The organism is Deltaproteobacteria bacterium (assembly GCA_026388415.1).
Classification (GTDB): Bacteria; Desulfobacterota; Syntrophia; order Syntrophales; family JACQWR01; genus JAPLJV01.
Genome location: JAPLJV010000036.1, coordinates 1 through 18,632 on the forward strand (window position 1 = coordinate 1; position 18,632 = coordinate 18,632).

25 protein-coding genes and 2 pseudogenes are annotated in these 18,632 nt (G+C 52.5%); 18 read left to right on the forward strand and 9 right to left on the reverse strand.

The window, feature by feature from the left end; genetic code table 11:
* The first annotated feature begins 189 nt into the window (after positions 1–189).
* Positions 190–657 carry a carboxymuconolactone decarboxylase family protein gene (locus NT140_07550; protein ID MCX5831728.1) on the forward strand — a complete coding sequence of 156 codons (468 nt, stop codon included), beginning with the start codon at positions 190–192 and terminating at the stop codon, positions 655–657.
* Positions 658–663: 6 nt separating this feature from the next.
* Here the strand turns inward: NT140_07550 and NT140_07555 are convergent, their stop codons facing one another.
* The 7 genes and pseudogenes from NT140_07555 to NT140_07585 form a co-directional block, all read right to left on the reverse strand.
* A complete protein-coding gene (locus NT140_07555) occupies positions 664–1,509 on the reverse strand; it encodes an amidohydrolase family protein (protein ID MCX5831729.1) in 846 nt (281 codons plus the stop codon).
* On the reverse strand, positions 1,506–2,894 hold the full coding sequence (locus NT140_07560; protein ID MCX5831730.1) for a tetratricopeptide repeat protein: 1,389 nt from the start codon (positions 2,892–2,894) through the stop codon (positions 1,506–1,508). The genes NT140_07555 and NT140_07560 overlap by 4 nt, the downstream gene beginning before the upstream one ends.
* Entirely contained in the window at positions 2,884–3,855 is a 972-nt protein-coding gene (locus NT140_07565; GenBank protein ID MCX5831731.1) for a D-alanyl-D-alanine carboxypeptidase, read from the reverse strand. Before NT140_07565 ends, NT140_07560 begins: the two co-directional genes overlap by 11 nt.
* Positions 3,856–3,865: 10 nt before the next feature.
* The gene (locus NT140_07570; protein ID MCX5831732.1) at positions 3,866–4,762 is read right to left on the reverse strand and encodes a DUF4412 domain-containing protein; all 897 of its coding nucleotides are present in this window, start codon (positions 4,760–4,762) and stop codon (positions 3,866–3,868) included.
* A gap of 258 nt (positions 4,763–5,020) precedes the next feature.
* Positions 5,021–5,152, reverse strand: a pseudogene (locus tag NT140_07575) (D-alanyl-D-alanine dipeptidase).
* 4 nt (positions 5,153–5,156) lie between these two features.
* Complete coding sequence (locus NT140_07580) at positions 5,157–5,270, reverse strand: hypothetical protein (GenBank protein ID MCX5831733.1); 114 nt, start codon at positions 5,268–5,270, stop codon at positions 5,157–5,159.
* A gap of 137 nt (positions 5,271–5,407) precedes the next feature.
* Positions 5,408–6,286 (reverse strand): annotated as a pseudogene (locus NT140_07585) (hemolysin family protein).
* A 245-nt stretch (positions 6,287–6,531) separates the two neighbouring features.
* On the opposite strand from NT140_07585, the gene NT140_07590 reads away from it, so the two are divergent.
* From NT140_07590 to NT140_07640, 11 genes are all read left to right on the forward strand, one after another.
* On the forward strand, positions 6,532–7,080 hold the full coding sequence (locus tag NT140_07590; protein ID MCX5831734.1) for a chromate transporter: 549 nt from the start codon (positions 6,532–6,534) through the stop codon (positions 7,078–7,080).
* Positions 7,081–7,089: 9 nt separating this feature from the next.
* Entirely contained in the window at positions 7,090–7,617 is a 528-nt protein-coding gene (locus NT140_07595) for a chromate transporter (protein MCX5831735.1), read from the forward strand.
* A 98-nt stretch (positions 7,618–7,715) separates the two neighbouring features.
* Positions 7,716–9,425, forward strand: coding sequence for an ABC transporter ATP-binding protein (locus NT140_07600; GenBank protein MCX5831736.1), 1,710 nt, complete (start codon positions 7,716–7,718; stop codon positions 9,423–9,425).
* Positions 9,422–11,224, forward strand: a complete 1,803-nt coding sequence (locus tag NT140_07605; GenBank protein ID MCX5831737.1) for an ABC transporter ATP-binding protein — start codon at positions 9,422–9,424, stop codon at positions 11,222–11,224. The genes NT140_07600 and NT140_07605 overlap by 4 nt, the downstream gene beginning before the upstream one ends.
* 93 nt (positions 11,225–11,317) lie before the next feature.
* A complete protein-coding gene (locus NT140_07610; GenBank protein ID MCX5831738.1) occupies positions 11,318–12,439 on the forward strand; it encodes an ABC transporter permease in 1,122 nt (373 codons plus the stop codon).
* 300 nt (positions 12,440–12,739) lie between these two features.
* Positions 12,740–13,357, forward strand: a complete 618-nt coding sequence (locus NT140_07615) for an HAD family hydrolase (protein MCX5831739.1) — start codon at positions 12,740–12,742, stop codon at positions 13,355–13,357.
* Positions 13,358–13,548: 191 nt separating this feature from the next.
* The gene (locus NT140_07620; GenBank protein ID MCX5831740.1) at positions 13,549–13,794 is read left to right on the forward strand and encodes an AbrB/MazE/SpoVT family DNA-binding domain-containing protein; all 246 of its coding nucleotides are present in this window, start codon (positions 13,549–13,551) and stop codon (positions 13,792–13,794) included.
* Positions 13,791–14,201 carry a type II toxin-antitoxin system VapC family toxin gene (locus NT140_07625; GenBank protein ID MCX5831741.1) on the forward strand — a complete coding sequence of 137 codons (411 nt, stop codon included), beginning with the start codon at positions 13,791–13,793 and terminating at the stop codon, positions 14,199–14,201. Before NT140_07620 ends, NT140_07625 begins: the two co-directional genes overlap by 4 nt.
* 184 nt (positions 14,202–14,385) lie before the next feature.
* A complete protein-coding gene (locus NT140_07630) occupies positions 14,386–14,739 on the forward strand; it encodes a hypothetical protein (GenBank protein ID MCX5831742.1) in 354 nt (117 codons plus the stop codon).
* Positions 14,732–15,352 carry a nucleotidyl transferase AbiEii/AbiGii toxin family protein gene (locus tag NT140_07635; protein ID MCX5831743.1) on the forward strand — a complete coding sequence of 207 codons (621 nt, stop codon included), beginning with the start codon at positions 14,732–14,734 and terminating at the stop codon, positions 15,350–15,352. Before NT140_07630 ends, NT140_07635 begins: the two co-directional genes overlap by 8 nt.
* A 185-nt stretch (positions 15,353–15,537) precedes the next feature.
* Positions 15,538–15,639, forward strand: coding sequence for a hypothetical protein (locus NT140_07640; GenBank protein ID MCX5831744.1), 102 nt, complete (start codon positions 15,538–15,540; stop codon positions 15,637–15,639).
* Between the two features lie 58 nt (positions 15,640–15,697).
* On the opposite strand, the gene NT140_07645 is transcribed toward NT140_07640, so the two are convergent.
* Positions 15,698–15,973, reverse strand: coding sequence for a hypothetical protein (locus NT140_07645; GenBank protein ID MCX5831745.1), 276 nt, complete (start codon positions 15,971–15,973; stop codon positions 15,698–15,700).
* The gene (locus tag NT140_07650; GenBank protein MCX5831746.1) at positions 15,958–16,236 is read right to left on the reverse strand and encodes an AbrB/MazE/SpoVT family DNA-binding domain-containing protein; all 279 of its coding nucleotides are present in this window, start codon (positions 16,234–16,236) and stop codon (positions 15,958–15,960) included. Before NT140_07650 ends, NT140_07645 begins: the two co-directional genes overlap by 16 nt.
* 146 nt (positions 16,237–16,382) lie before the next feature.
* On the opposite strand from NT140_07650, the gene NT140_07655 reads away from it, so the two are divergent.
* From NT140_07655 to NT140_07680, 6 genes are all read left to right on the forward strand, one after another.
* Positions 16,383–16,670, forward strand: a complete 288-nt coding sequence (locus tag NT140_07655; GenBank protein ID MCX5831747.1) for a hypothetical protein — start codon at positions 16,383–16,385, stop codon at positions 16,668–16,670.
* Positions 16,671–16,679: 9 nt separating this feature from the next.
* Complete coding sequence (locus tag NT140_07660) at positions 16,680–16,964, forward strand: hypothetical protein (GenBank protein MCX5831748.1); 285 nt, start codon at positions 16,680–16,682, stop codon at positions 16,962–16,964.
* Between the two features lie 58 nt (positions 16,965–17,022).
* A complete protein-coding gene (locus tag NT140_07665; protein MCX5831749.1) occupies positions 17,023–17,301 on the forward strand; it encodes a YgiT-type zinc finger protein in 279 nt (92 codons plus the stop codon).
* Between the two features lie 227 nt (positions 17,302–17,528).
* Positions 17,529–17,843 (forward strand): nucleotidyltransferase domain-containing protein, encoded by a 315-nt coding sequence (locus NT140_07670; GenBank protein MCX5831750.1) that lies wholly within the window; start codon positions 17,529–17,531, stop codon positions 17,841–17,843.
* Between the two features lie 41 nt (positions 17,844–17,884).
* Entirely contained in the window at positions 17,885–18,106 is a 222-nt protein-coding gene (locus NT140_07675) for a DUF433 domain-containing protein (protein MCX5831751.1), read from the forward strand.
* Positions 18,099–18,485, forward strand: a complete 387-nt coding sequence (locus NT140_07680; GenBank protein ID MCX5831752.1) for a DUF5615 family PIN-like protein — start codon at positions 18,099–18,101, stop codon at positions 18,483–18,485. Before NT140_07675 ends, NT140_07680 begins: the two co-directional genes overlap by 8 nt.
* Positions 18,486–18,632: the final 147 nt, after the last annotated feature.

Consider the following 18,632-nt stretch of genomic DNA (forward strand, 5'->3'; position numbering starts at 1 on the left):
TAACTCCTGCACAAGAATAACTGGCGAGGAAAGCGAACATCCGCCGCTCACCTCCTGTTCTCAAAATAGATCCCTCTTGAAGAACAGAAAAGCGGACAAATCACGTGCTACAAAACCGGACAATTCTATTTGCTCTTGACAGTAAAATTTATCAGGGTATAGACAGGGAAATTGTAGAATAACAGCAGTATGGAACGTAGGTGCAACCGGCAAGAAAAGATCAGGCACGGCGCCTCCAAGAGAAAGGAAATACTTATGTGTGACGAGACAATTACCAGAAAAACCAGGGAAACTGCCAACATACTGTTTGGCAAAGGCGTCAAGATGGACCCGCCTTACCTCACCTGGAAGGCATTTGACAAAGAATTGGCCAATGATTTTTCCAAATTTATTACCGGCAACCTTTACTCCCGAACAGTCTTGTCCCTGCCGGAAAGGCAAATGATCGCCTGCGCCATCCTGGCCGCCACCAGGGCCAGCGACGAACTGAAACTGCATGTCAACGCGGCCCTGAATGTCGGCTGCGATCCTGCTAAAATTACCGAGATATTTTTCCAGATGGCAACCTATACAGGCATGCCCGCCGTTAATGAGGCATTGGCCGTCTACCGGGACGTGCTAAAAGAGCGCGGTGAATGGCCCATTGGTAAAAAATAAAGATTTTCAGAGACCATGAAACTTCAGATAATTTTTACAGGTAAGTTTTTGAAAGATGGCCGGATCATCGAGAAACTGACCGACAAAACTCTGAGTTGATTCGACATGCTCGGGATCGCCAATTAAAGCATCACTGCCATAAAGAATCCGGTCCTGGAATTGGCGGATAAAACTTTGATAGGATTCCGGATCTTCCACCATGAACGGCACGAGGGATGAAGTGTCTGTGTAGCAATTGGGATAGGTCTCTAAAAGATGGTATATGGCTTTGCGGGAAAATCCGAAATGCGGGATGTTAAAGTTGGTCGCCGGGTGGTTTTGGAGCATTTCTTCCACAAAATTGCCGTATCTTCTTAAATCTACATGGAACAGGACACACATCCCCTGAGACGCAGCGCTGGCGATCAGGCGCGCGGTGATCTCTTCCGACTTCTTTACCGGTCGTCCGAAGGCCTGCTCCATGCCCTGTACGCGGATGTTCGTGTCCTCTTCGGGAACGTAGAGGAGCTTGAGCCCCCGGAAGCCTCTCTGTTTTAACTGCGCCATTTTTTCTTCGATTCCCTGAAGGATGAACCGGGTGTCCGCAAAAGCAATAATCTTTAAGGGCGCCGCCCATTCAAAGTAGGGGAAGGGGTCCTGCTGCATCTCGAGCGCCGCAATGGATATGTGGTCGTGATAAGCACCCGGCACCATCTTGAGGACGGTCTTGATATCACTGGGGAATTCTGCAAACACCAGGGCATTGAACCCTATCAGGCCGCCTTGTATTAACCGGCTGAAAACTTGTTTCAGTTCTTCGGCAGGAAATTTAAAATAAAAATGGATGTGACAGTCATAAAATTGTGTTTTCAAAGCTTTCTCCTTTTCAGTGCGGTCTCTATGGCAGTGAGATTGTTGCGGGGCAGCGCCCAGTCCGGCCTGATGCGTAGCGCAACGGTGTAAGCTTCCCGGGCTTCACCGTAACGACCGGCCAGAAAAAAGGCATACCCCAGATTGTTGTAGACGCGTGCCTTGTGCGGCGATTTCTGGACAGTATCCTGCCAGAGGGCGATTTCGTTCTGATAGGCATGGTTCCGCTGTATCGTCGTCGCTATCAGCACGAAAAATACGAGTGCCAGTCCCCAACGGACGAAACTTTTCCCCTGCGGCATCCTTTCATAGAGAAGATTCGCGCCCTGGCCAGCCAGCAGATACAGTCCGACGCCGGACAGGTAAAGTTGCCGCTCATTGGCAATATCCAGGCGCGGGATTATCGAGTTGGTCGGAAGCAGATGCAGAAAAAACCAGAGAATACCGAAGCCGAGCCAGGGTTTCTTTTTAACCGCGACCATCCCGAGAACTAAAGTGAAGATCAGGGTGGCTGCCTGTAAGGACAGCAGCGGCGTCCAGCGGGAGATCACCGGCAGGTCGGGATCAATATTCAGCCCGGGCAGCCATAAGAAGCGGGAGACAAGATAGCATATCCCATTGATCTGGCTGAGGATATTTTGCCGCAGAGGGCGGGTTTCAGCGCTGAACTCCAGCAATCCCCAATAGCGGGGGTGGTAAAGCATAGCCGCCAGGAGGACACCCAGAAGCAACCAGTAGATGCCTTGGCGGCGCAGCAAGGCCGCCGGCTTTCCTTTGTCTTGGCCCCTGTCTCGCCGGCAGGCCTCCCAGAGCAGGAGCGCCGCCGGCAGCGTAACGGCGACCTCTTTCGTCAGTATCGCCATAACGAACAGAACCGGACCGGCCAGATAGATTAATACCCCTCTGTTTTCCTCGACTCCACACTGATAGGCGTAAAAACCGGCCAGATAGAAAAAAGCCATGAGTGATGTGGAACGTCCGCAGATATAGGTAACGGCCTCCGTCTGCACCGGGTGAACAGCAAAAAGGAGAGCTGCCAGGAAGGCCGCCATTTGCGTGCCGGGCTTTGAGAGTGCCGCTGTCTGCTCCCGCAGGATGCGGCCGGCGATCGCATAGACCAGCAAGGTATTGCCGGCATGCACGGCCAGGTTAAAGAGGTGAAAGCCGAATGCCCCCCAGCCCATGGTCCAGTTAAAAGTGTAGGTTAGTTTCAGGAAGGGCCGGATTCCGTGCGGAAGATCAGCCAGCCACGCTGACCAGCTATGAACCAGGGAATTGTTCACGATCACGTTGTAATCGTCAAACTGAAAGGTCCCCGGCAGGGAATTGATGTGGGCCATCGTCAGGGCGCTTATCAGGAGCAGCGGGTGGGCGATTTTATTGGTCATTACTCTTGACGAACTCGTAAAAGTCGTCACTTCCCTCTTTCGTCATTCCGGGCTTGACCCGGAATCCAGTGTTATTAAATAGAGGCCGGCTTTCCCCCGTCAAGCGGGGACTAAACAGAGCATCGGTATGACCATCTGGAGGACTATGCCGCTCGGCAGCAGCGGCAAAGGCCCGGTCCAGGATGGCGACGGCCTGCCACCAGCGTTCCGGCGCCTTCAGCATAACCAGCATGACCCGGTTCTCCCCCCGTTCTGCCAGGGCAACCAGACACTTGCCTGCTTTGGGGGTGGTGCCGGTTTTCACACCGATCGCCCCCTGGTAACGCCCCACCAACTCGTTTTTGTTTTCCAGATTGAATGCGCGCAGGCCGTCGGCAGTTTCGATGCGTAGCGACACCGTTCTGGCAAGTTCGGCAAATGGCCGGTGGCTCATGGCGAATTCGGCCAGCACCGCCAGATCGTAAGCGGTGGAATACTGTAGGGGATGGTCGTGACCGCAGGCATTGTTGAAGTGGGTATTTGCCAGACCAAGTTCCTGCGCCCTGCTGTTCATCCGGGCGACAAAACGGAACTCCCCTGCACCAAGGTGATCGGCTAAGGCCCGGCAGGCGTCATTCGCCGAACCGAGCAGCGTGGCCGCCAGCAGGTCCTTGGTCCGCAACCTCTCCCCTTGCCGAAGACCGATCCGGGTCCCTGTTTCGCGGGCGGCCGTGTTGCTGACCGTGACCAGCTCTTCAGCCTTTCCTTGTTCAAGCACCAAAAGGGCGGTCATTATTTTGGCCAGGCTGGCCTGGGGAAGCCTGCTTTGGGCCGCCCTCGACCAGAGAATCGCGCCGTTCACCCGCACCAAGTACGAGGCTGCCGCCGTCGGCGGGGAAAGCGGCACTTCAGCTCCTGTGGCAGCTCCCACGCCGGTTAGGAGAAAAACAGCCGTAAGCAGCTTCGCCAGAAGACGGATCATGCCGCCTCACCTACCATTTGAAAATGTCTTTAAAAATCTTTACGGGATCAACCCCGCCGATTCCGCTCTTTTTTTGCGCCGTGTAGGAACGACCGGCCTCAGCACGTGGCTCGGCTGTGTAGGAACGTCCATCCGTCCTTGGTGCGGCAGTATAAGAACGTCCCTCCGCCCGCGGCTTGGAAGTATAGGAACGCCCTCCCTCCTGTTGTCGCTTGGCAGCCGCCTCATCCCTTTCCTTTTTGGCGGCCTCATCTTTGGCCTTTTTTTCTCCCGCCTGGGTAGCCTTTTTCATCATATCGCCAACCGCACCCATAATCCCACCCATGTTCATTGCCTGATATCCCGCCGGTATTTCAAAAAGACTGGGATCCTGTTTGGCAATATTGATATTTTTGAGCTCCATTTTAAAGGGAATGTCCCCTTTATCGGTCTTGGCAACGGAGTCCATCTTGACCATAATGCCTTCCTTGGTGACCCACATGGAACCGTTATATTTCAACCCATCCGGACAGGACATGGCGAGCTTATTTTTAGTAGTCTTCATACCGTTGACCGTTTCACTGCCGAGCGGCTGCTGTTCGATCTTGCAGTCATTGATGTCGTTGCTCTTCTTTTTCCCCTCTTCGAGACTGTTCTCCATATACATCTTCTGATCCGGCATCAGGACCCAGGAAAGTTTCTTATCCATCCGGCTGATCACGATGTTGTTTGTCCCCTTAACCTTCATTTCCATCCGGTATTTATTCTCGGCCTGAAAAACCTTGGACGTCATCGTCATACCCTGACTTTCCATAGTGCTGTCCGCTGAATACTCGACCTTGGCCTGGGGCATACCGGCGCCCAGCGTCGTTCCGACCGCAAAAACTGTTACCAGCAGCGTCGTTATTGTTAGTGTGATAATCCTCATTTTAACCTCCTGTAATAGTTCTGAAATTTCTTTTTACTGCAACTGGATATACCAATTGCTGTTCTCGGCCTGCCTTACCTTTTCACAGGTCAGGATATCTCTTCTTACTCGTCGCCGCCGGAGAGATCAGTCAGCAAATACCATTCCTTGAGATCATCCCAGACAGGGTAAGTCGGGGGGGTGAATGTAGGCCAAACAAGATGCGGAGTCAATGGGAAACTTTTGTTAAGATGACTTGATGTTCATAGGACAGCGTCATTATTCAATAACGAAATCGAAATAGGTCTGCGGAAATGGCTCATCACGCAGGGTAAAATGCCACCACTCCTTCGCATAGTTCTTGAATCCCTGCTTTTCCATGAGCGTCTTGAGCAATAGCCTATTAATCCGCTACTTACCTAACCTTATTGAGTTGCCGGATGAGCATCTTGTCTATGCGGTTCCTGTCCAGATCTACCACCTCGAATTCCCAGTCGCGCCAGGTGAACTTTTCGCCCGTACGGGGGATGCGTTTGAGGATGGCCAGGTGCCATCCTGTCGCCGGATGATCTTGGGCTCATCGGGGTTTTCTTCCTTGAAATCGCCGACGAGGGCCTCCAGGATATCGTTCAGGGTAACCATCCCTACCGTGGAGCCATATTCGTCCACCACGACTCCATAATGGATCTTCTTTTTTTTGAAAAGCTCAAGCGTCTCATAGGCCGTGAGCGTTTCCAGCACGAAGTGGGCCGGCTTTCTCTGGTCAACGATCTTGAAGTCTGCCTCGCCAATATTGCCCAGGAAAAGATCCTTCACAAAAACAACGCCGAGCATATTGTCCAGGTCGCCGTCGCAAACGGGATAAACCGAGTGCAGATCGACCCGGATCTTGTCCCGATTATGCTCGTCCGAATCTTGAATGTCGAGCCAGGTCATATCGGAATGATGAGTCATGAGGGAACTGATCTTCCGGTCTCCCAAGTGGAATACCCTCTCCACAATATCCTGTTCGATTTCCTGTACTTCCCCGCCTTCAGTGCCTTCCTGGACCATGGCCTTGATCTCCTCTTCCGTCACCGTGGAGTGGGCCGCAAGCCTGATGCCGAGAAGCCGGATGATCACCTCGCTGCATTTGAACAGGATCCAGGTAAAGGGAAAGGTAATGTACATCAGAAACAGCAAGGGGCGGACCGTTGCTTTGGCGATCCTTTCCGGGTTCGCCAGGCCGATGTGCTTTGGCACCAGTTCGCCGATGAGGATGGAAACAAAGGTGACCAGAATCACGACGACAGCCAGGGACAGCGAATGGCTGTAGGCCGGATTTAAGCCCATCCCGACCAGGATCTTACCCACGCCCGTGGCAATCTCATCACCGCTGTACACACCCGTCAAAATGGCAATCAGCGTGACCCCGACCTGGATGGTGGACAGAATCCGGGACGGCGCCGTGGCATTGGCGAAGGCCAGCATGGCCAGTTTGTCGCCGCGCTGGGCGTCAATTTCGAGGCGGGTCTTGCGTGCAGACACGAGGGCAATTTCCGCCATCGCCAAAGCGCCGTTAATCAGAAAAAGTACGAGTAATATGAAAATTGCCGAAGCCATAATTTATCCATTTCCCAGAAAGCCACGAATAATTTCTAACTTACTAAAAATTCAAGGCATTAGATCACTGAACAAATGCTTTGTCAATAATTTATTGGGCATAACCAAAATTTTCTGTTAGACCTGCAAAAACAAAACGCATGGCAAAATTTCATTTAACTGGCCGCTTGAATCCGCAGGAGACACGTATGGCGCCATTATCGCAGTTAGCAAAGGTATTTTTAAAAATCGGTCTGCTCGGTTTCGGGGGCACATTTTCACTGCTCACCATTATGCAAAAAGAAGTTGTAGAACGACACCGGTGGTTGACTGCCGAAGAGTTTACGCAAAGTGTCGGCATCGGGACGGTAACGCCGGGACCGATTTTCTTCGCGACAGCGATCTTCGTCGGTTATCGCCTGCGCGGGATACGCGGCGCGGCAGTGTGCGGCATGGGCGCGCTGCTGCCGAGTTTTCTTTTGGTCGTGGCGATTGCCGCATTTTATGTGCAGGTCGAGCATAATCGCTGGGTTATGATCTTCTCGCGCGGGATTGCCGCGGGTGTCGTGGGCTTGTTTATCAGTGTCCTGTGGAAAACCGGCCGGACGACCACAAAGAGTTTTCAAGACGCAGCATTGATCGTGGTCGCTTTTGTTGCGCTGGCATTTTTCAACATTGACCCCATTATTCTGATTGTTCTTCTCGGATTGATCGGCGCCTGGCTGTTTAAACCGCAGTCCATAATCCCAACCGAATAGAGGTGACCGATGCTTTGGGATTTTTTTCTCGTCACGCTTAAAATCGGATCACTGTCCTTCGGCGGCGGATACGCGATGATTACGCCGCTGCATTACGATTTGGTAACCCGCTATGGGTGGCTCACCGAAAGCGATTTCAGCAGCGCGCTGGCAATCGGTCAGATCACCCCCGGCCCCCTGATGATCATGGTTGCGTTTATAGGCTACAAAATCGCTGGTTTATCCGGAGCAATCCTGGGAACAATGGGATTATTTCTGCCGACGGCGCTTATCGTACTGGCGATTGCAGGCTCATTCATGCGGTTCAAGAACGCGCCGATGATTCAGGGAATGATGCGGGGGATCAGCTTGGCTGTTGTCGGCCTGCTGGCGTCCGTGGTAATAGACTTGACAAAAAGTGCCATTGCGGCTCCCGCCGATGCTGTTATGGGAATAGGCGCGTTTGCCGCCGTCGGTCCGTGCAAGCGCGATCCCATCGGCGTGCTGCTGGCAGCCGGTTTCATCAGAATCGTCATATCCCTCGTTATCGGGATTTAAGTGGTTAAGGATAGAAAAGAAGAGGCCAATCCATTTTTCGCTATTATTCCCAGGTTAAATTCCTTATCATCCGTTACCGGCGTCTGCTGATCATCGGCATCGTCACCCTCGTGGCCACCGATCTCACGGGTATGGCTATCCCCTGGCTCATCAAGGGCGGGATAGACCGGGTTCTCCAGCCAGGCGGGCCGACGCAGTCGCTGATCACCTACCCGCTGTTGATTCTGGCCGTGGCCTCCCTGCAGGGCATGTTCCGCTACTTCTGGCGCGTCAATATTTTCGGCTTCTCCCGCCGCGTGGAGCGGGACTTTCGGGCCGACGTCTTTTCCCATATACTGAAACTGCCGCTTTCCTATTTCCAGCACAACAAGACCGGCGATCTGATGTCCCGTCTTACCAATGACATGCAGGCCATGCGGGAGCTACTGGGCCAGGGCACCTTGATGGTCATTGATACGGCCGTGGTCATCTCGGGAAGCATTTTCTTCATGCTCGCCATTGATCCCGTGCTCACCTTCTGGTCGCTTTTAAGTCTGCCTTTGATCAGCCTCTCCGTGCGCTTCTTCGGCAAGCGCATCTTCCAATGGTCGCGGGATGCCCAACAGCACCTGAGTTCGCTCAGCGCCTACGTTCAGGAAGATCTGGCCGGCATCCGGGTCGTCCAGGCCTATGCCCAGGAAGAAAACCAGATCGGCGGCTTCAACCAGCTCAGCGCCGAATATCGTCGCAAAAACCTGCGCCTGGCGACCCTCTGGGCAATATTGTGGCCCCTTATGCGGTTATTTACGGGTATTGCCGCCGCGATCGTTTTGTGGCTGGGAGGACAAAAGGTCATGCAGGGGACCATGACCCTGGGGGAATTTGTCGCCTTTAACGGCTACCTGGGCATGCTGACCTGGCCTGTTATGGCCGTGGGACAGTTGGTCAATCAGTATCAGAGAGGCACAGCCGCTCTGAGCCGGATTATCGAGATCATGGATACCCCCGTGGCGCCAGGCTACCAATCAGACGAACAGCCGACGCCGGCGGGCGCGATCCGGGGGCGCGTCGAGATCACCAACTTAAGCTTCGCTTACGGTGACCAGACATCCCCGGACCTCAAAAACATCTCTCTTTCTATTCCCGCCGGCTCCACGTGCGGCATCATCGGCGATACGGGCGCGGGGAAGAGCACGCTGGTCCATCTGCTGCTGCGGCTCTTCGAACCGTCCTCTGGCGCTATTTTCATTGACGGCGCCGATATTACCCGGATTCCTCTCGCCCGTCTGAAAGAGGCGATCGGGTTTGTTTCCCAGGATATTTTCCTGTTTTCCAGCTCGATCCGGGAGAATATCATCTTCGGCCGGCGGGATGCCGACCTGAAGGAAATAGAGGAATCGGCGCGCGTCGCCCAGATCCTGCCCACCATCCGCGAGTTGGCCGGTCAGTACGATACCATGCTGGGGGAGCGTGGCGTCCGGCTGTCGGGAGGGCAGAAGCAGCGTACAGCCCTGGCCCGTGCCATCATCAAGAACCCGCCCCTTTTGATCCTCGACGATGCCTTTTCGAGCGTGGATACGGAAACAGAGGAAGAGATATTGACCGAGTTGTGCCGGTTTATGGCCCAAAGGACTACCATCCTGATTTCCCACCGGATCTCGACGGTCCGGGGCGCAGATCTGATCGTTTATATGCGCGGCGGCGAGATTATCGAACGGGGTACCCATGAAGAGCTCCTGCAGCGGCAAGGGGCCTATTACCGCCTCTACCGGAGGCAGCAATTAGCCCGGGAGGTTGAGATCATGGACCGCAGGGAGGCAGCGCGATGACCGGGACCACGCAACATGACGACCAGATCCTCGGCAAGGCTTACGATGCCCGTCTCATGAAGCGGCTGCTCCGCTACCTGAAGCCTTACCGCATGATCATGGCCCTTTCCTTACTGCTTCTTACGCTTTATACGGGCATGCAATTGTTGGGGCCTTATATAACCAAGGTCGCCATTGACCGTTACATCACCGATAATGATCTGCACGGGCTGAATCTGATGGCGCTGGCCTATGTAGGCAGTGTGCTGCTCGGTTTTTGCTTCCTCTTTGTCCAGAGTTACCTCACGGAATACACTGGCCAACGGGCCATGCACGACTTAAGAACCCAGATATTTGCCCACCTGCAAAAACAGGACCTGGCCTATTTTGACCGTAACCCCGTGGGCCGCCTCATGACGCGCACGATCAACGACGTGGAGACGCTCAATGAATTGTTCAGCACGGGCGTGGTTGGTCTGCTCGGAGACGCCTTTACGGTCTGCGGGATTGCGGGGGCCATGCTGTTTTTGAACTGGAAGCTGGCGCTGGTCATCCTCACGAGCCTGCCGCTCATCATCTACTTCAGCCGCTATTACCGGCGCCGTTCCCGGGATGTTTATCGGGAAAGCCGGATGGTGATGGCCCGGCTTAATGCGAACCTCCAGGAGAACATCGCGGGGATCGGGACGATCCAGTCCTTCGGCCAGGAGCAGCAGATTTACGAGCGCTTCCAGGGCATCAACACCAACTATCGGGACGTCCTGCTGAACAGCACCCGCTACAATGCCATGTTTTACCCCGTCGTGGAAATCTTCAGCGCCCTGACCATCGGCCTCGCCCTTTGGTACGGAGGCAGCCTGATCCTCCAGCAGGCCCTCCTGCCCGGGGTCATCGTCGCCTTTATCCAGTATATCCAGCGCATCTATCACCCGATCCGGGATATCGCGGAAAAATACAACATCATGCAGGCCGCCATGGCCTCGTCGGAGCGGATTTTCGACCTCTTGGACACGGCGGAAACAGTCCAGAACCCGCCGGCGCCCAGCCGCCCGCAGCAGCTCCGGGGTGCGGTAGATTTTCAGGACGTCTGGCTTTCCTATCGCCCCGGCGAACCCGTACTCAAGGGGATCTCCTTCCGGGTTGAACCGGGGGAGAAGATCGCCCTGGTCGGCGCCACGGGAGGCGGTAAAACATCCATAATATCGGCGCTGTGCCGTTTCTACGAACTTGAGCGCGGCGCTATTCTGGTGGACGGCGTGGACATCCGGCACTGGAACAAACAGGAACTGCGGCGGCATTTGGGCCTGGTCCTGCAGGATGTTTTTCTGTTTTCGGGCAACATGGCCGACAACATCACGCTGGGCGATCCGCGCATCAGTGAAGAACGTATGAAAGATGCCGCCCGGCGCGTCCACATCGCCCCCTTCATCGAACACCTCCCGGCCGGTTATCAGGAAGAGGTGCAGGAACGCGGTGTTACCCTCTCCCAGGGACAGCGGCAGTTGCTTTCCTTCGCCCGGGCGCTGGCCTTCGACCCCAAAATCCTGATCCTCGACGAGGCCACGAGCTCCGTGGACACCCGGACGGAGATCCTGATCCAGAGGGCCTTGCAGGAGCTGCTTAAGGACCGCACGGCCCTGATTATCGCCCACCGTCTGTCCACCATCAAGAACGTGAACCGCATCCTCGTCATCCACAAGGGCGAAGTCTGGGAAGAAGGGAATCACCAGGAACTGCTGGCCCGTCAGGGGCTCTACTCCCGCCTCTACGAGCTGCAATACCGTGCGCAGGAAAATGGCGATCCGGCGGCGGCGATATAAAGTGAGAAATTGCGTATCTCTTCCAAATAAGTTCCCCCTCCCTTGCTTAAGGCACCTACTTTGGCGACGGGAGGGGGGTAGGGGGTGGGTGATATGAACTGGCTGACAATTAGGGAACTGATCCGCAAGGAATTCATCCAGCTTTTCCGGGATAAAAAAAATCGGCCCATCCTGGTCATGGCGCCGCTCATCCAGCTTTTGATCTTTGGTTATGTCGTCAATTATGACGTCAAGGATGTGCGGGTCGCCATTTTTGATCAGTCCCAAACCAGAGACAGCCGGATGGTTGCCGAGGCGATCCGGGGCAACGGGATTTACCTGATTACCAATTATGTCACCAGTCCCGGTGAACTGGAGAAACTGCTGCTAGCGGGTAAGGTGGATTTGGCCGTGACGGTACCCCCGGATTTCAGCCGGTTGATTCGCCAGGGGCAGACGGCGGCTATCCAGATCCTGGCCGACGGCAGCATGAGCAACGTGGCCTCGCTGCGTCTGGCCTATCTATCTACCATCATTGAAGGCTTGAACGGGAAATTCCTGCGTGAGCTCTACCCGCAACGCATGGACTATGGCCGGATAGACGGGCGCATCAGGACCTGGTTTAACCCCAACCTGGATAGCCAGTATTTTTTTGTGCCGGCGGTCGTGGCCTTCCTGATCATGCTTTTGTCGCTTTTGCTCACCTCGATGGCCATCATCAAGGAAAAAGAGGCCGGTACGATGGAGCAGTTGATCGTCACGCCCCTGAAGCCGGTGGAGCTTATTATAGGGAAAACAGTGCCTTACATAATAATCTCCCTGGCCCAGATGATTGTAGTCACCATTTTTGCGATCTTCTGGTTCAGCTTACCCCTGGCGGGTAGCGTCGGCCTCCTTTTTGTCGCTTCCTGCCTCTTTCTCTTAAGCACGCTCGGGGTGGGGCTTTTTATTTCCACCATCTCCTCGACCCAGCAGCAGGCGATGATGACCACCTTTTTTTTCCTCTTGCCCTTCTTTATGCTGAGCGGCTTCGTTTTTCCCATCGCCAACATGCCCCTCGTCGTGCAGATGCTCACCTACCTGAATCCCCTGCGCTATTTCCTCGTCATCATCAGGGGCATCTTTCTGAAGGGGGTGGGTCTGGCGATCCTCTGGGAGCAATTTGCGGCGATGACCGTCATTGGGGTTGTTCTTTTTGCAACAGCGATATGGAGGTTCAAAAAGAGGCTGGATTAATAGAATCTCCCCTAACCCCTCTTTACCAAAGAGGGGAATCATAAAGTCCCCCTTTTGCCGAGGAGAGAAAATCAATCTTCCCCCTTTAGAAAAGGGGGATTAAGGGGGATTTGATTCGCATTTTTAGGTGAAACGCGCATGACGGTACGCCGTCACAAACGATAACGAAAATCTCCCCTAACCCCTCTTTGCCAAAGAGGGGAACAACAAATTCCCCCTTTGCCGAGGGAAGAAAATCAATCTTCCCCCTTTAGAAAAGGGGGATTAAGGGGGATTTGATGCGCATTATTAGGTGGAAAAATGAGGAAATTGTTGATTTTTGACTTCGATGGCGTGGTCGTTGATTCCTTGGATGTTTATGAAGGAACCGTCCGGAGCTGTCTCGAAAAAATCGGCCAGCATTTCATCAAGACGCGCGCCGATTTTCTGGCCCTCTATGAAGATAATTTCTACGCCTCCCTGGCCAAACGGGGCGTCAACCTGGACGCTTTTATGGCCGCCGCCGTTGATATACTGGCCCAGGTAAATTACGGAGACATGAAACCATATCCCGGTCTGAACCCGGTACTCGCAAAACTACAAGCGGGGAACATCCTCGTTATCGTTTCTTCCAGTGGTTCTGAGGATATCCATCTTATCCTGCGCCTGCACCAATTACAGGATTACTTCCAGGATGTCTTGGGTTCGGACGTTCACTTCAGCAAAAAAGAAAAGATCCTCCAGGTCCTGGCCAAGTATGCGATAGATAAAGATAATACCTACTACATAGGCGACACCACCGGCGACATCAAAGAGGCCCAGGCCGTAGGAATCAAAACCATCGCCGTTACCTGGGGTTGGCACAGCCGTGAAATCCTGGCTGCGTCCCGACCGGATCACTTGATTGACCGTCCCGAAGAGCTGCTGGCCTTGGAATAGCTTGATTTTACAGCTAATCTTTATATGAAAATCCCCCCTCCCCCCTTTACCAAAGGGGGGTTAAGGGGGGATTTTCATGTTTCGTTGTGCCCGCGCCGGGCATGGGGGTTAAAAGGGTCAAGACAACAGTTGACAAATCTTCTTTTCTTACATATTATCTTGGGTAAGAAAAAAATGAGGAGGTTAGATTTATGCTATCAACGGTTACCACCAAGGGGCAAGTAACGATTCCCAAGCCGATCCGGGACGCCATGGGAATCGGCCCCAATGATCGGGTCGCATTTATCCGGGAGGGCGAAAGGGTGCTTCTTCAACCCCTCCGGACGCTGAAGGCCTTCCGGGGCGCGGTGAAGACGAAAGGTTCCGGCTCTTTCAGCGAAGAGCGGGCCCGGGCCAAGGCAGCACTCGCCGCAACGGTCAAAGGGGAAAGCGAATGAAGGCCTGCTTCGTTGATACCAATCTCTTCGTCCGGTACCTCACCGATGATGACGCAGAAAAGGCCGACCGCGTCGAGGCGCTTCTCGGTGAAGCGTCCGCAGGCAAGGTGCGGCTTGTTACGGCCGATCTCGTGCTCGTGGAACTCATCTGGGTGCTGGAATCGTCTTACGATATGAAGCCCGGAGAAATCGCGCCCATGATCCGGTCCATCCTGGCGACGCCGGGTCTGGAGGTGATCAACGGCGCAATCATGACCAGGGCACTGGATCATTATGAAGGCCAGAACATAGACATCGTGGACGGCTATATCGCCGCCCTGACAGAAAAGCTGAACATCACCGACGTCTATTCCTTCGACCGGAAACACCTCTCGCGCATCGCCAGCCCGAAGATGATCGAGCCGTGAGACTTTGTTGATCATGTTGTCGGCTGGTTCAATCCCGCAGATTGAACCAAAACATTAAAATTCTTAAAAATAAATTGTGACTTTTTCCCGCCCCCGGTTGTATAATGGGCAACAAGGAAAGTTGAAAAAGATCACCAGGGGGCATAGCCATGACAAGATTGCGGAATTTCTCTGAGGTGAGAATATGAGTGTGCAATTACAGGTACCCGCTGCGATAGCCCAGGCAATTAGGCTGCCGGAGGAACGGATGGTTCAATATCCGTTGGTGGAACTGGCTCCTGATAATAATCACCTGACCCTCGCGATAAAGCATCTTTTCTGGTGGGTTCCTGAGAAAGAGGTAGCGTCACTCAGTCCCGACGCCATCGTGGAGTCTGTGCTCAGTAACGGCAATGAGAATACAGTCAGGCAACTTTTTGATTATTATGGAATCGAAAAGGTAGCTGAAATCTTCAACCGGCAGACATCGGGCCGGCGAATCAATTACCGGCCGCGGACGGTTCATTTTTTCAAAGAATATTTTAACCGCCATGCATAGAGACATTCTGACGGCAAATCAGGTTAAACTCCTGCCTCTGGTCAAGGAATTCGCGCGGGATTATTATCTGGTCGGCGGCACGGCCATCGCGCTTTATCTCGGGCATCGGCGCTCCATTGATTTTGATCTCTTCACCCCCGGCAAGATCAAAAAGCAATCCATCAAGAGGCTCATTGACCGTCATAAATACCCGGTATCCAATACCCTTTTTGAAGATTCCGAACAGCTCCATCTTGTCATTCATGATGTCAAGCTCACCTTTTTTTCCTATCCATACGGGATTGACGCACCCATATATTTTGAGCAGATCATCCATCTTCCAGACCTTCTGACCCTTGCTGCCATGAAGGCTTATGCCCTTGGCGGCAGAGCAAAATGGAAAGACTATGTGGACCTCTATTTTCTGTTGAAGGATCACTTTTCTCTGGCGCAGATTTCAGAAAAATCAAAAGACCTTTTCGGCGCCTATTACAACGAGAAACTCTTCCGGGAACAGGTCTGTTACTTTCAGGATATTGACTATTCTGAAAAAGTGGACTTTGTCTTTCAACCTGTTTCTGATGAAGAGATCAAACGATTCCTGACCGATGTAGCAACAACAGCATTTAGATAAACACTTTATGGCTGGTTCAATCTTGCAGATTGAACCAAAATGTTAAATTTTGAGGCAATTGCAAAAGTCGCATAAATGCCCCGCAGGTCATTCCGGCGGAAGCCGGAATCCAGAAATTTCAATGCGTTACAAGCGCGCTGGACACCGGTTTTCACCGGTGTGACGAGTTTTGCATAGAGGAGATTATAGAAAATCACGGGCTATACCATCTAATGAAGGAAGCGGAAGAGTCAGAATCGTTGGCATTATCTGAGGCGAAGGCATATTACCAAGGGCTGTCCACCTGAATGTTTTTTAGAATTTCAGAGGGTTCTTCATAGAAAAGACATTTACCGCCCTATTAATTCAGCCTTCCATCTTTAGAATGTCGTGGGCGCCGATCCGGCGGAATAGCACCTTTCCCTCAGCAAGCTGAAAAGTGAAGCGGTAGTTCATGGTCACGGAACCTTCCCATCGGTCTGCGGTCCCGATGAGTCTTTTAACCCGTAGGGAAGGGTGGCGGGGATTGTCGAGAAAAAGAGGGAGTTTTATCTCGAAAATGTCCCGAATCTCTTTCGACAGGGCTTGGTAGTCCTTCCGGAACCGGCTGCTGAATTCATAACCGGCTATTTTTTCAACCATTCGATACCTTCTTCAGCCGTCTGGAACGCTGGAGACACCTCGCCCCTTTCGACCTCGCCATCCACCTCTTTTTCCGCCTGCTGCCATTCCTTCGTCCAGTACCATCCCTGAGAAGGATCAATCAGCTTCCTCGGCTTCAAGGCAATATGATTTTCTTCCAGCAGCGCCTCGATGTAATCACCCGCTTCCAAGCCAAGGATTTCCATGAATTTCCTGGGGATGCGAATCTGTCCTTGCGGACTGATCTTCATAACCGTTGCCATATAACCTCCATAATTAAACATTTAAACATTGTTACAGAATCTAATATAAATCTTTTGATTTTGTCAAGAAAAAAATAACAAAATGGGTTTTCCCCCTTGACCCCTGAAGGGAGTTTCTGTATAGTGGGTGAAAAGGGGGCGGTCTTATGAATAATATATTACAAGTAAATGATTCGTTTGAGGAAATTGGGACGAGAACCATTGATGAACGGAACCGCCTGACCGTCGGCGAAATCCTCAAAGGCTCCAAAAGGATCCGTCTCTATCGGAACGACAGAGGCGAAGTGCTGCTGCAGCCGATTGCCGAGATCCCGGCTTCGGAACTCTGGCTTTTCCAAAACCCGGAGGCAATCAACGACGTCCGGGAGGGTTTGCGGGAGGTCTCGCAGGGGAAGGTCTCCCGATTGGATCCCGAAGAACTTAAGGAGCCCTGATTGTTTGAGATTAGCCTTTCGGAGCGGGCAAGGGAGCACTGGGATCGCCTGAAGACAGACAGGGGACTTGAAAAGCGGCTTCGGGCTGTCCGCAAGACACTCCGTTTCCTGTCGGAAAATCCGCGACATCCAAGCCTTCAGACGTACGAGTTCACCAGCCTCAAAGGTCCTCGGGGCGAAAAGGTCTTTGAAGCCTACGCCGAGCAGTCCACACCGGCGGCCTATCGGGTTTTCTGGTATTACGGACCGGAGGAGAATCTGATCACGGTCATCGCCATTACATCGCATCCGTGATGGGTGGGCCGACAAAACAATGATGTGCTCGCTCTGCTCTCGAATTGGGAGATTCGATATGACCACAAGATTCAAAAATTATGATTATGGCGAGTGTGATATTTGCGATGCCTTGATGGAAGGAAGGCAAATCAAACAGGATTTCTGGGTTCGGGGTGAGCTGATTGTCATCGAGGACGTACCGGCAGGCGTCTGCCCCCGCTGCGGTGAAAAGATAGTAAATGCGGCGGTAGAGCGAAGAATTGCTGAAATCATTGAGAATAAAGCATCCCTGCTGAACGCTCCAAAATTGTTAGTCCCGGCGATAAAATATGCCGACGAGCAAGCCGGCGTTTAAAATGTGCAAAAATAAATTGTGACTTTTTCCCACCCTCGATTGTATATAGGGCAAAAGAGGTAAAATTACCGCCGCGGATAATTTGGGGAGGGGGCTTGACCTGATTTCGTAGAAATCGGGATCGTGTCCCCGGTTTTCCGCGGTTTTCAAGGAAGAATTTATGGACAAGCATCAGGGCATCATAAACATCATAAAGTCAGCTAAACAAATTCATGAGGTATTGCACCATGAATAGCGATGCTTTTCTTTCAAACATAAAAACACTCGTACAATCAGACTATCCATCTGCCGAGGTCATTTTATTCGGTTCCCGCTCACGGCACGAAGAAAATGCAGATTCGGACTGGGATATCCTCGTCATCGTCGAAAAGGATATCTCCGAAAAAGAAAAGATTGCCATCAATTACAAGATTTTCGACGTGGAGATTGCCAGCGGAGAGGTGATCAATGCCATCATTCATACCAGAAAGGAGTGGAGCAGCCCCCTGCTGCAAGCCATGCCCTTCTATACGAATGTGATGAATGAGGGGGTTTTTGCATGATATATTCCCAAGTTCGATCTTTAGCAAAGCGGAGGTGAACGATGAATGAATGGATTATGGTAGATTCGAAAATCTGTGCGGGAAAACCGGTGATCAGCGGCACCCGCATTATGGTAAAAAATATTCTTGGCATGATTGCGGGCGGTTACACCGTTGAGCAGGTTGTACATGCCTATCCGGAACTATCAAGCGAGATGGTAGCGGCAGCCCTGCAATATGCCGTAGCGGTAATTGACGAGGAAAAGGTATTGGCACATGCCTGAAAAGGGCCTCAGAATCCTCCTCGACCAAAACATACCATTCGCCGTAGCCGTGTGGTTTCGCAGCCAAAGGCCGTCATGGAAAATATGGCATGTCAAGGATCTGGGTTTCGAAGGCAGGGCGGATGAGTTTCTATACCGCTGGGCGCAACAGGAAAAGGCCATTGTAGTAACATTTGACGAGGATTTTGCCGATTCACGCCTGTATCCTCTGGGGATGCATCATGGCGTCGTCCGACTCCGCATTTGGCCGACCACCATAGAAAAGACGATCGAAGCTTTAACTCGTCTCATGGATTCTCTTCCCCATGCAGAATGGATCGAAAGTCTCATTATCATTGATGATAAGAAAATAAGAGTCCGCCGATTGATATCGGCCTAAGCTAAAGATTCCGGCCGCTGGTTCAATCCCGCAGATTGAACCAAAACGTTAACAAATTCTTCAAGCTGCAAGCCTGATAAATGGAGACGATAAAAAAATAAAAAATAATTTGTGACTTTTTCCCACCCTCGATTGTATATAGTGGTA

Excerpts from the sequence above, each read along its gene's own strand:
- NT140_07650 (MCX5831746.1), bottom strand. The coding sequence starts at position 16,236 with ATGGCAACGGTTATGAAGATCAGTCCGCAAGGACAGATTCGCATCCCC.
- NT140_07675 (MCX5831751.1), top strand. The coding sequence starts at position 17,885 with ATGAATGAATGGATTATGGTAGATTCGAAAATCTGTGCGGGAAAACCG.
- NT140_07615 (MCX5831739.1), top strand. The coding sequence starts at position 12,740 with ATGAGGAAATTGTTGATTTTTGACTTCGATGGCGTGGTCGTTGATTCC.
- NT140_07565 (MCX5831731.1), bottom strand. The coding sequence starts at position 3,855 with ATGATCCGTCTTCTGGCGAAGCTGCTTACGGCTGTTTTTCTCCTAACC.
- NT140_07605 (MCX5831737.1), top strand. The coding sequence starts at position 9,422 with ATGACCGGGACCACGCAACATGACGACCAGATCCTCGGCAAGGCTTAC.
- NT140_07645 (MCX5831745.1), bottom strand. The coding sequence starts at position 15,973 with ATGGTTGAAAAAATAGCCGGTTATGAATTCAGCAGCCGGTTCCGGAAG.
- NT140_07635 (MCX5831743.1), top strand. The coding sequence starts at position 14,732 with ATGCATAGAGACATTCTGACGGCAAATCAGGTTAAACTCCTGCCTCTG.
- NT140_07625 (MCX5831741.1), top strand. The coding sequence starts at position 13,791 with ATGAAGGCCTGCTTCGTTGATACCAATCTCTTCGTCCGGTACCTCACC.
- NT140_07560 (MCX5831730.1), bottom strand. The coding sequence starts at position 2,894 with ATGACCAATAAAATCGCCCACCCGCTGCTCCTGATAAGCGCCCTGACG.
- NT140_07665 (MCX5831749.1), top strand. The coding sequence starts at position 17,023 with ATGACCACAAGATTCAAAAATTATGATTATGGCGAGTGTGATATTTGC.
- NT140_07610 (MCX5831738.1), top strand. The coding sequence starts at position 11,318 with ATGAACTGGCTGACAATTAGGGAACTGATCCGCAAGGAATTCATCCAG.
- NT140_07595 (MCX5831735.1), top strand. The coding sequence starts at position 7,090 with ATGCTTTGGGATTTTTTTCTCGTCACGCTTAAAATCGGATCACTGTCC.
- NT140_07670 (MCX5831750.1), top strand. The coding sequence starts at position 17,529 with ATGAATAGCGATGCTTTTCTTTCAAACATAAAAACACTCGTACAATCA.
- NT140_07680 (MCX5831752.1), top strand. The coding sequence starts at position 18,099 with ATGCCTGAAAAGGGCCTCAGAATCCTCCTCGACCAAAACATACCATTC.
- NT140_07570 (MCX5831732.1), bottom strand. The coding sequence starts at position 4,762 with ATGAGGATTATCACACTAACAATAACGACGCTGCTGGTAACAGTTTTT.
- NT140_07590 (MCX5831734.1), top strand. The coding sequence starts at position 6,532 with ATGGCGCCATTATCGCAGTTAGCAAAGGTATTTTTAAAAATCGGTCTG.
- NT140_07620 (MCX5831740.1), top strand. The coding sequence starts at position 13,549 with ATGCTATCAACGGTTACCACCAAGGGGCAAGTAACGATTCCCAAGCCG.
- NT140_07630 (MCX5831742.1), top strand. The coding sequence starts at position 14,386 with ATGAGTGTGCAATTACAGGTACCCGCTGCGATAGCCCAGGCAATTAGG.
- NT140_07550 (MCX5831728.1), top strand. The coding sequence starts at position 190 with ATGGAACGTAGGTGCAACCGGCAAGAAAAGATCAGGCACGGCGCCTCC.
- NT140_07655 (MCX5831747.1), top strand. The coding sequence starts at position 16,383 with ATGAATAATATATTACAAGTAAATGATTCGTTTGAGGAAATTGGGACG.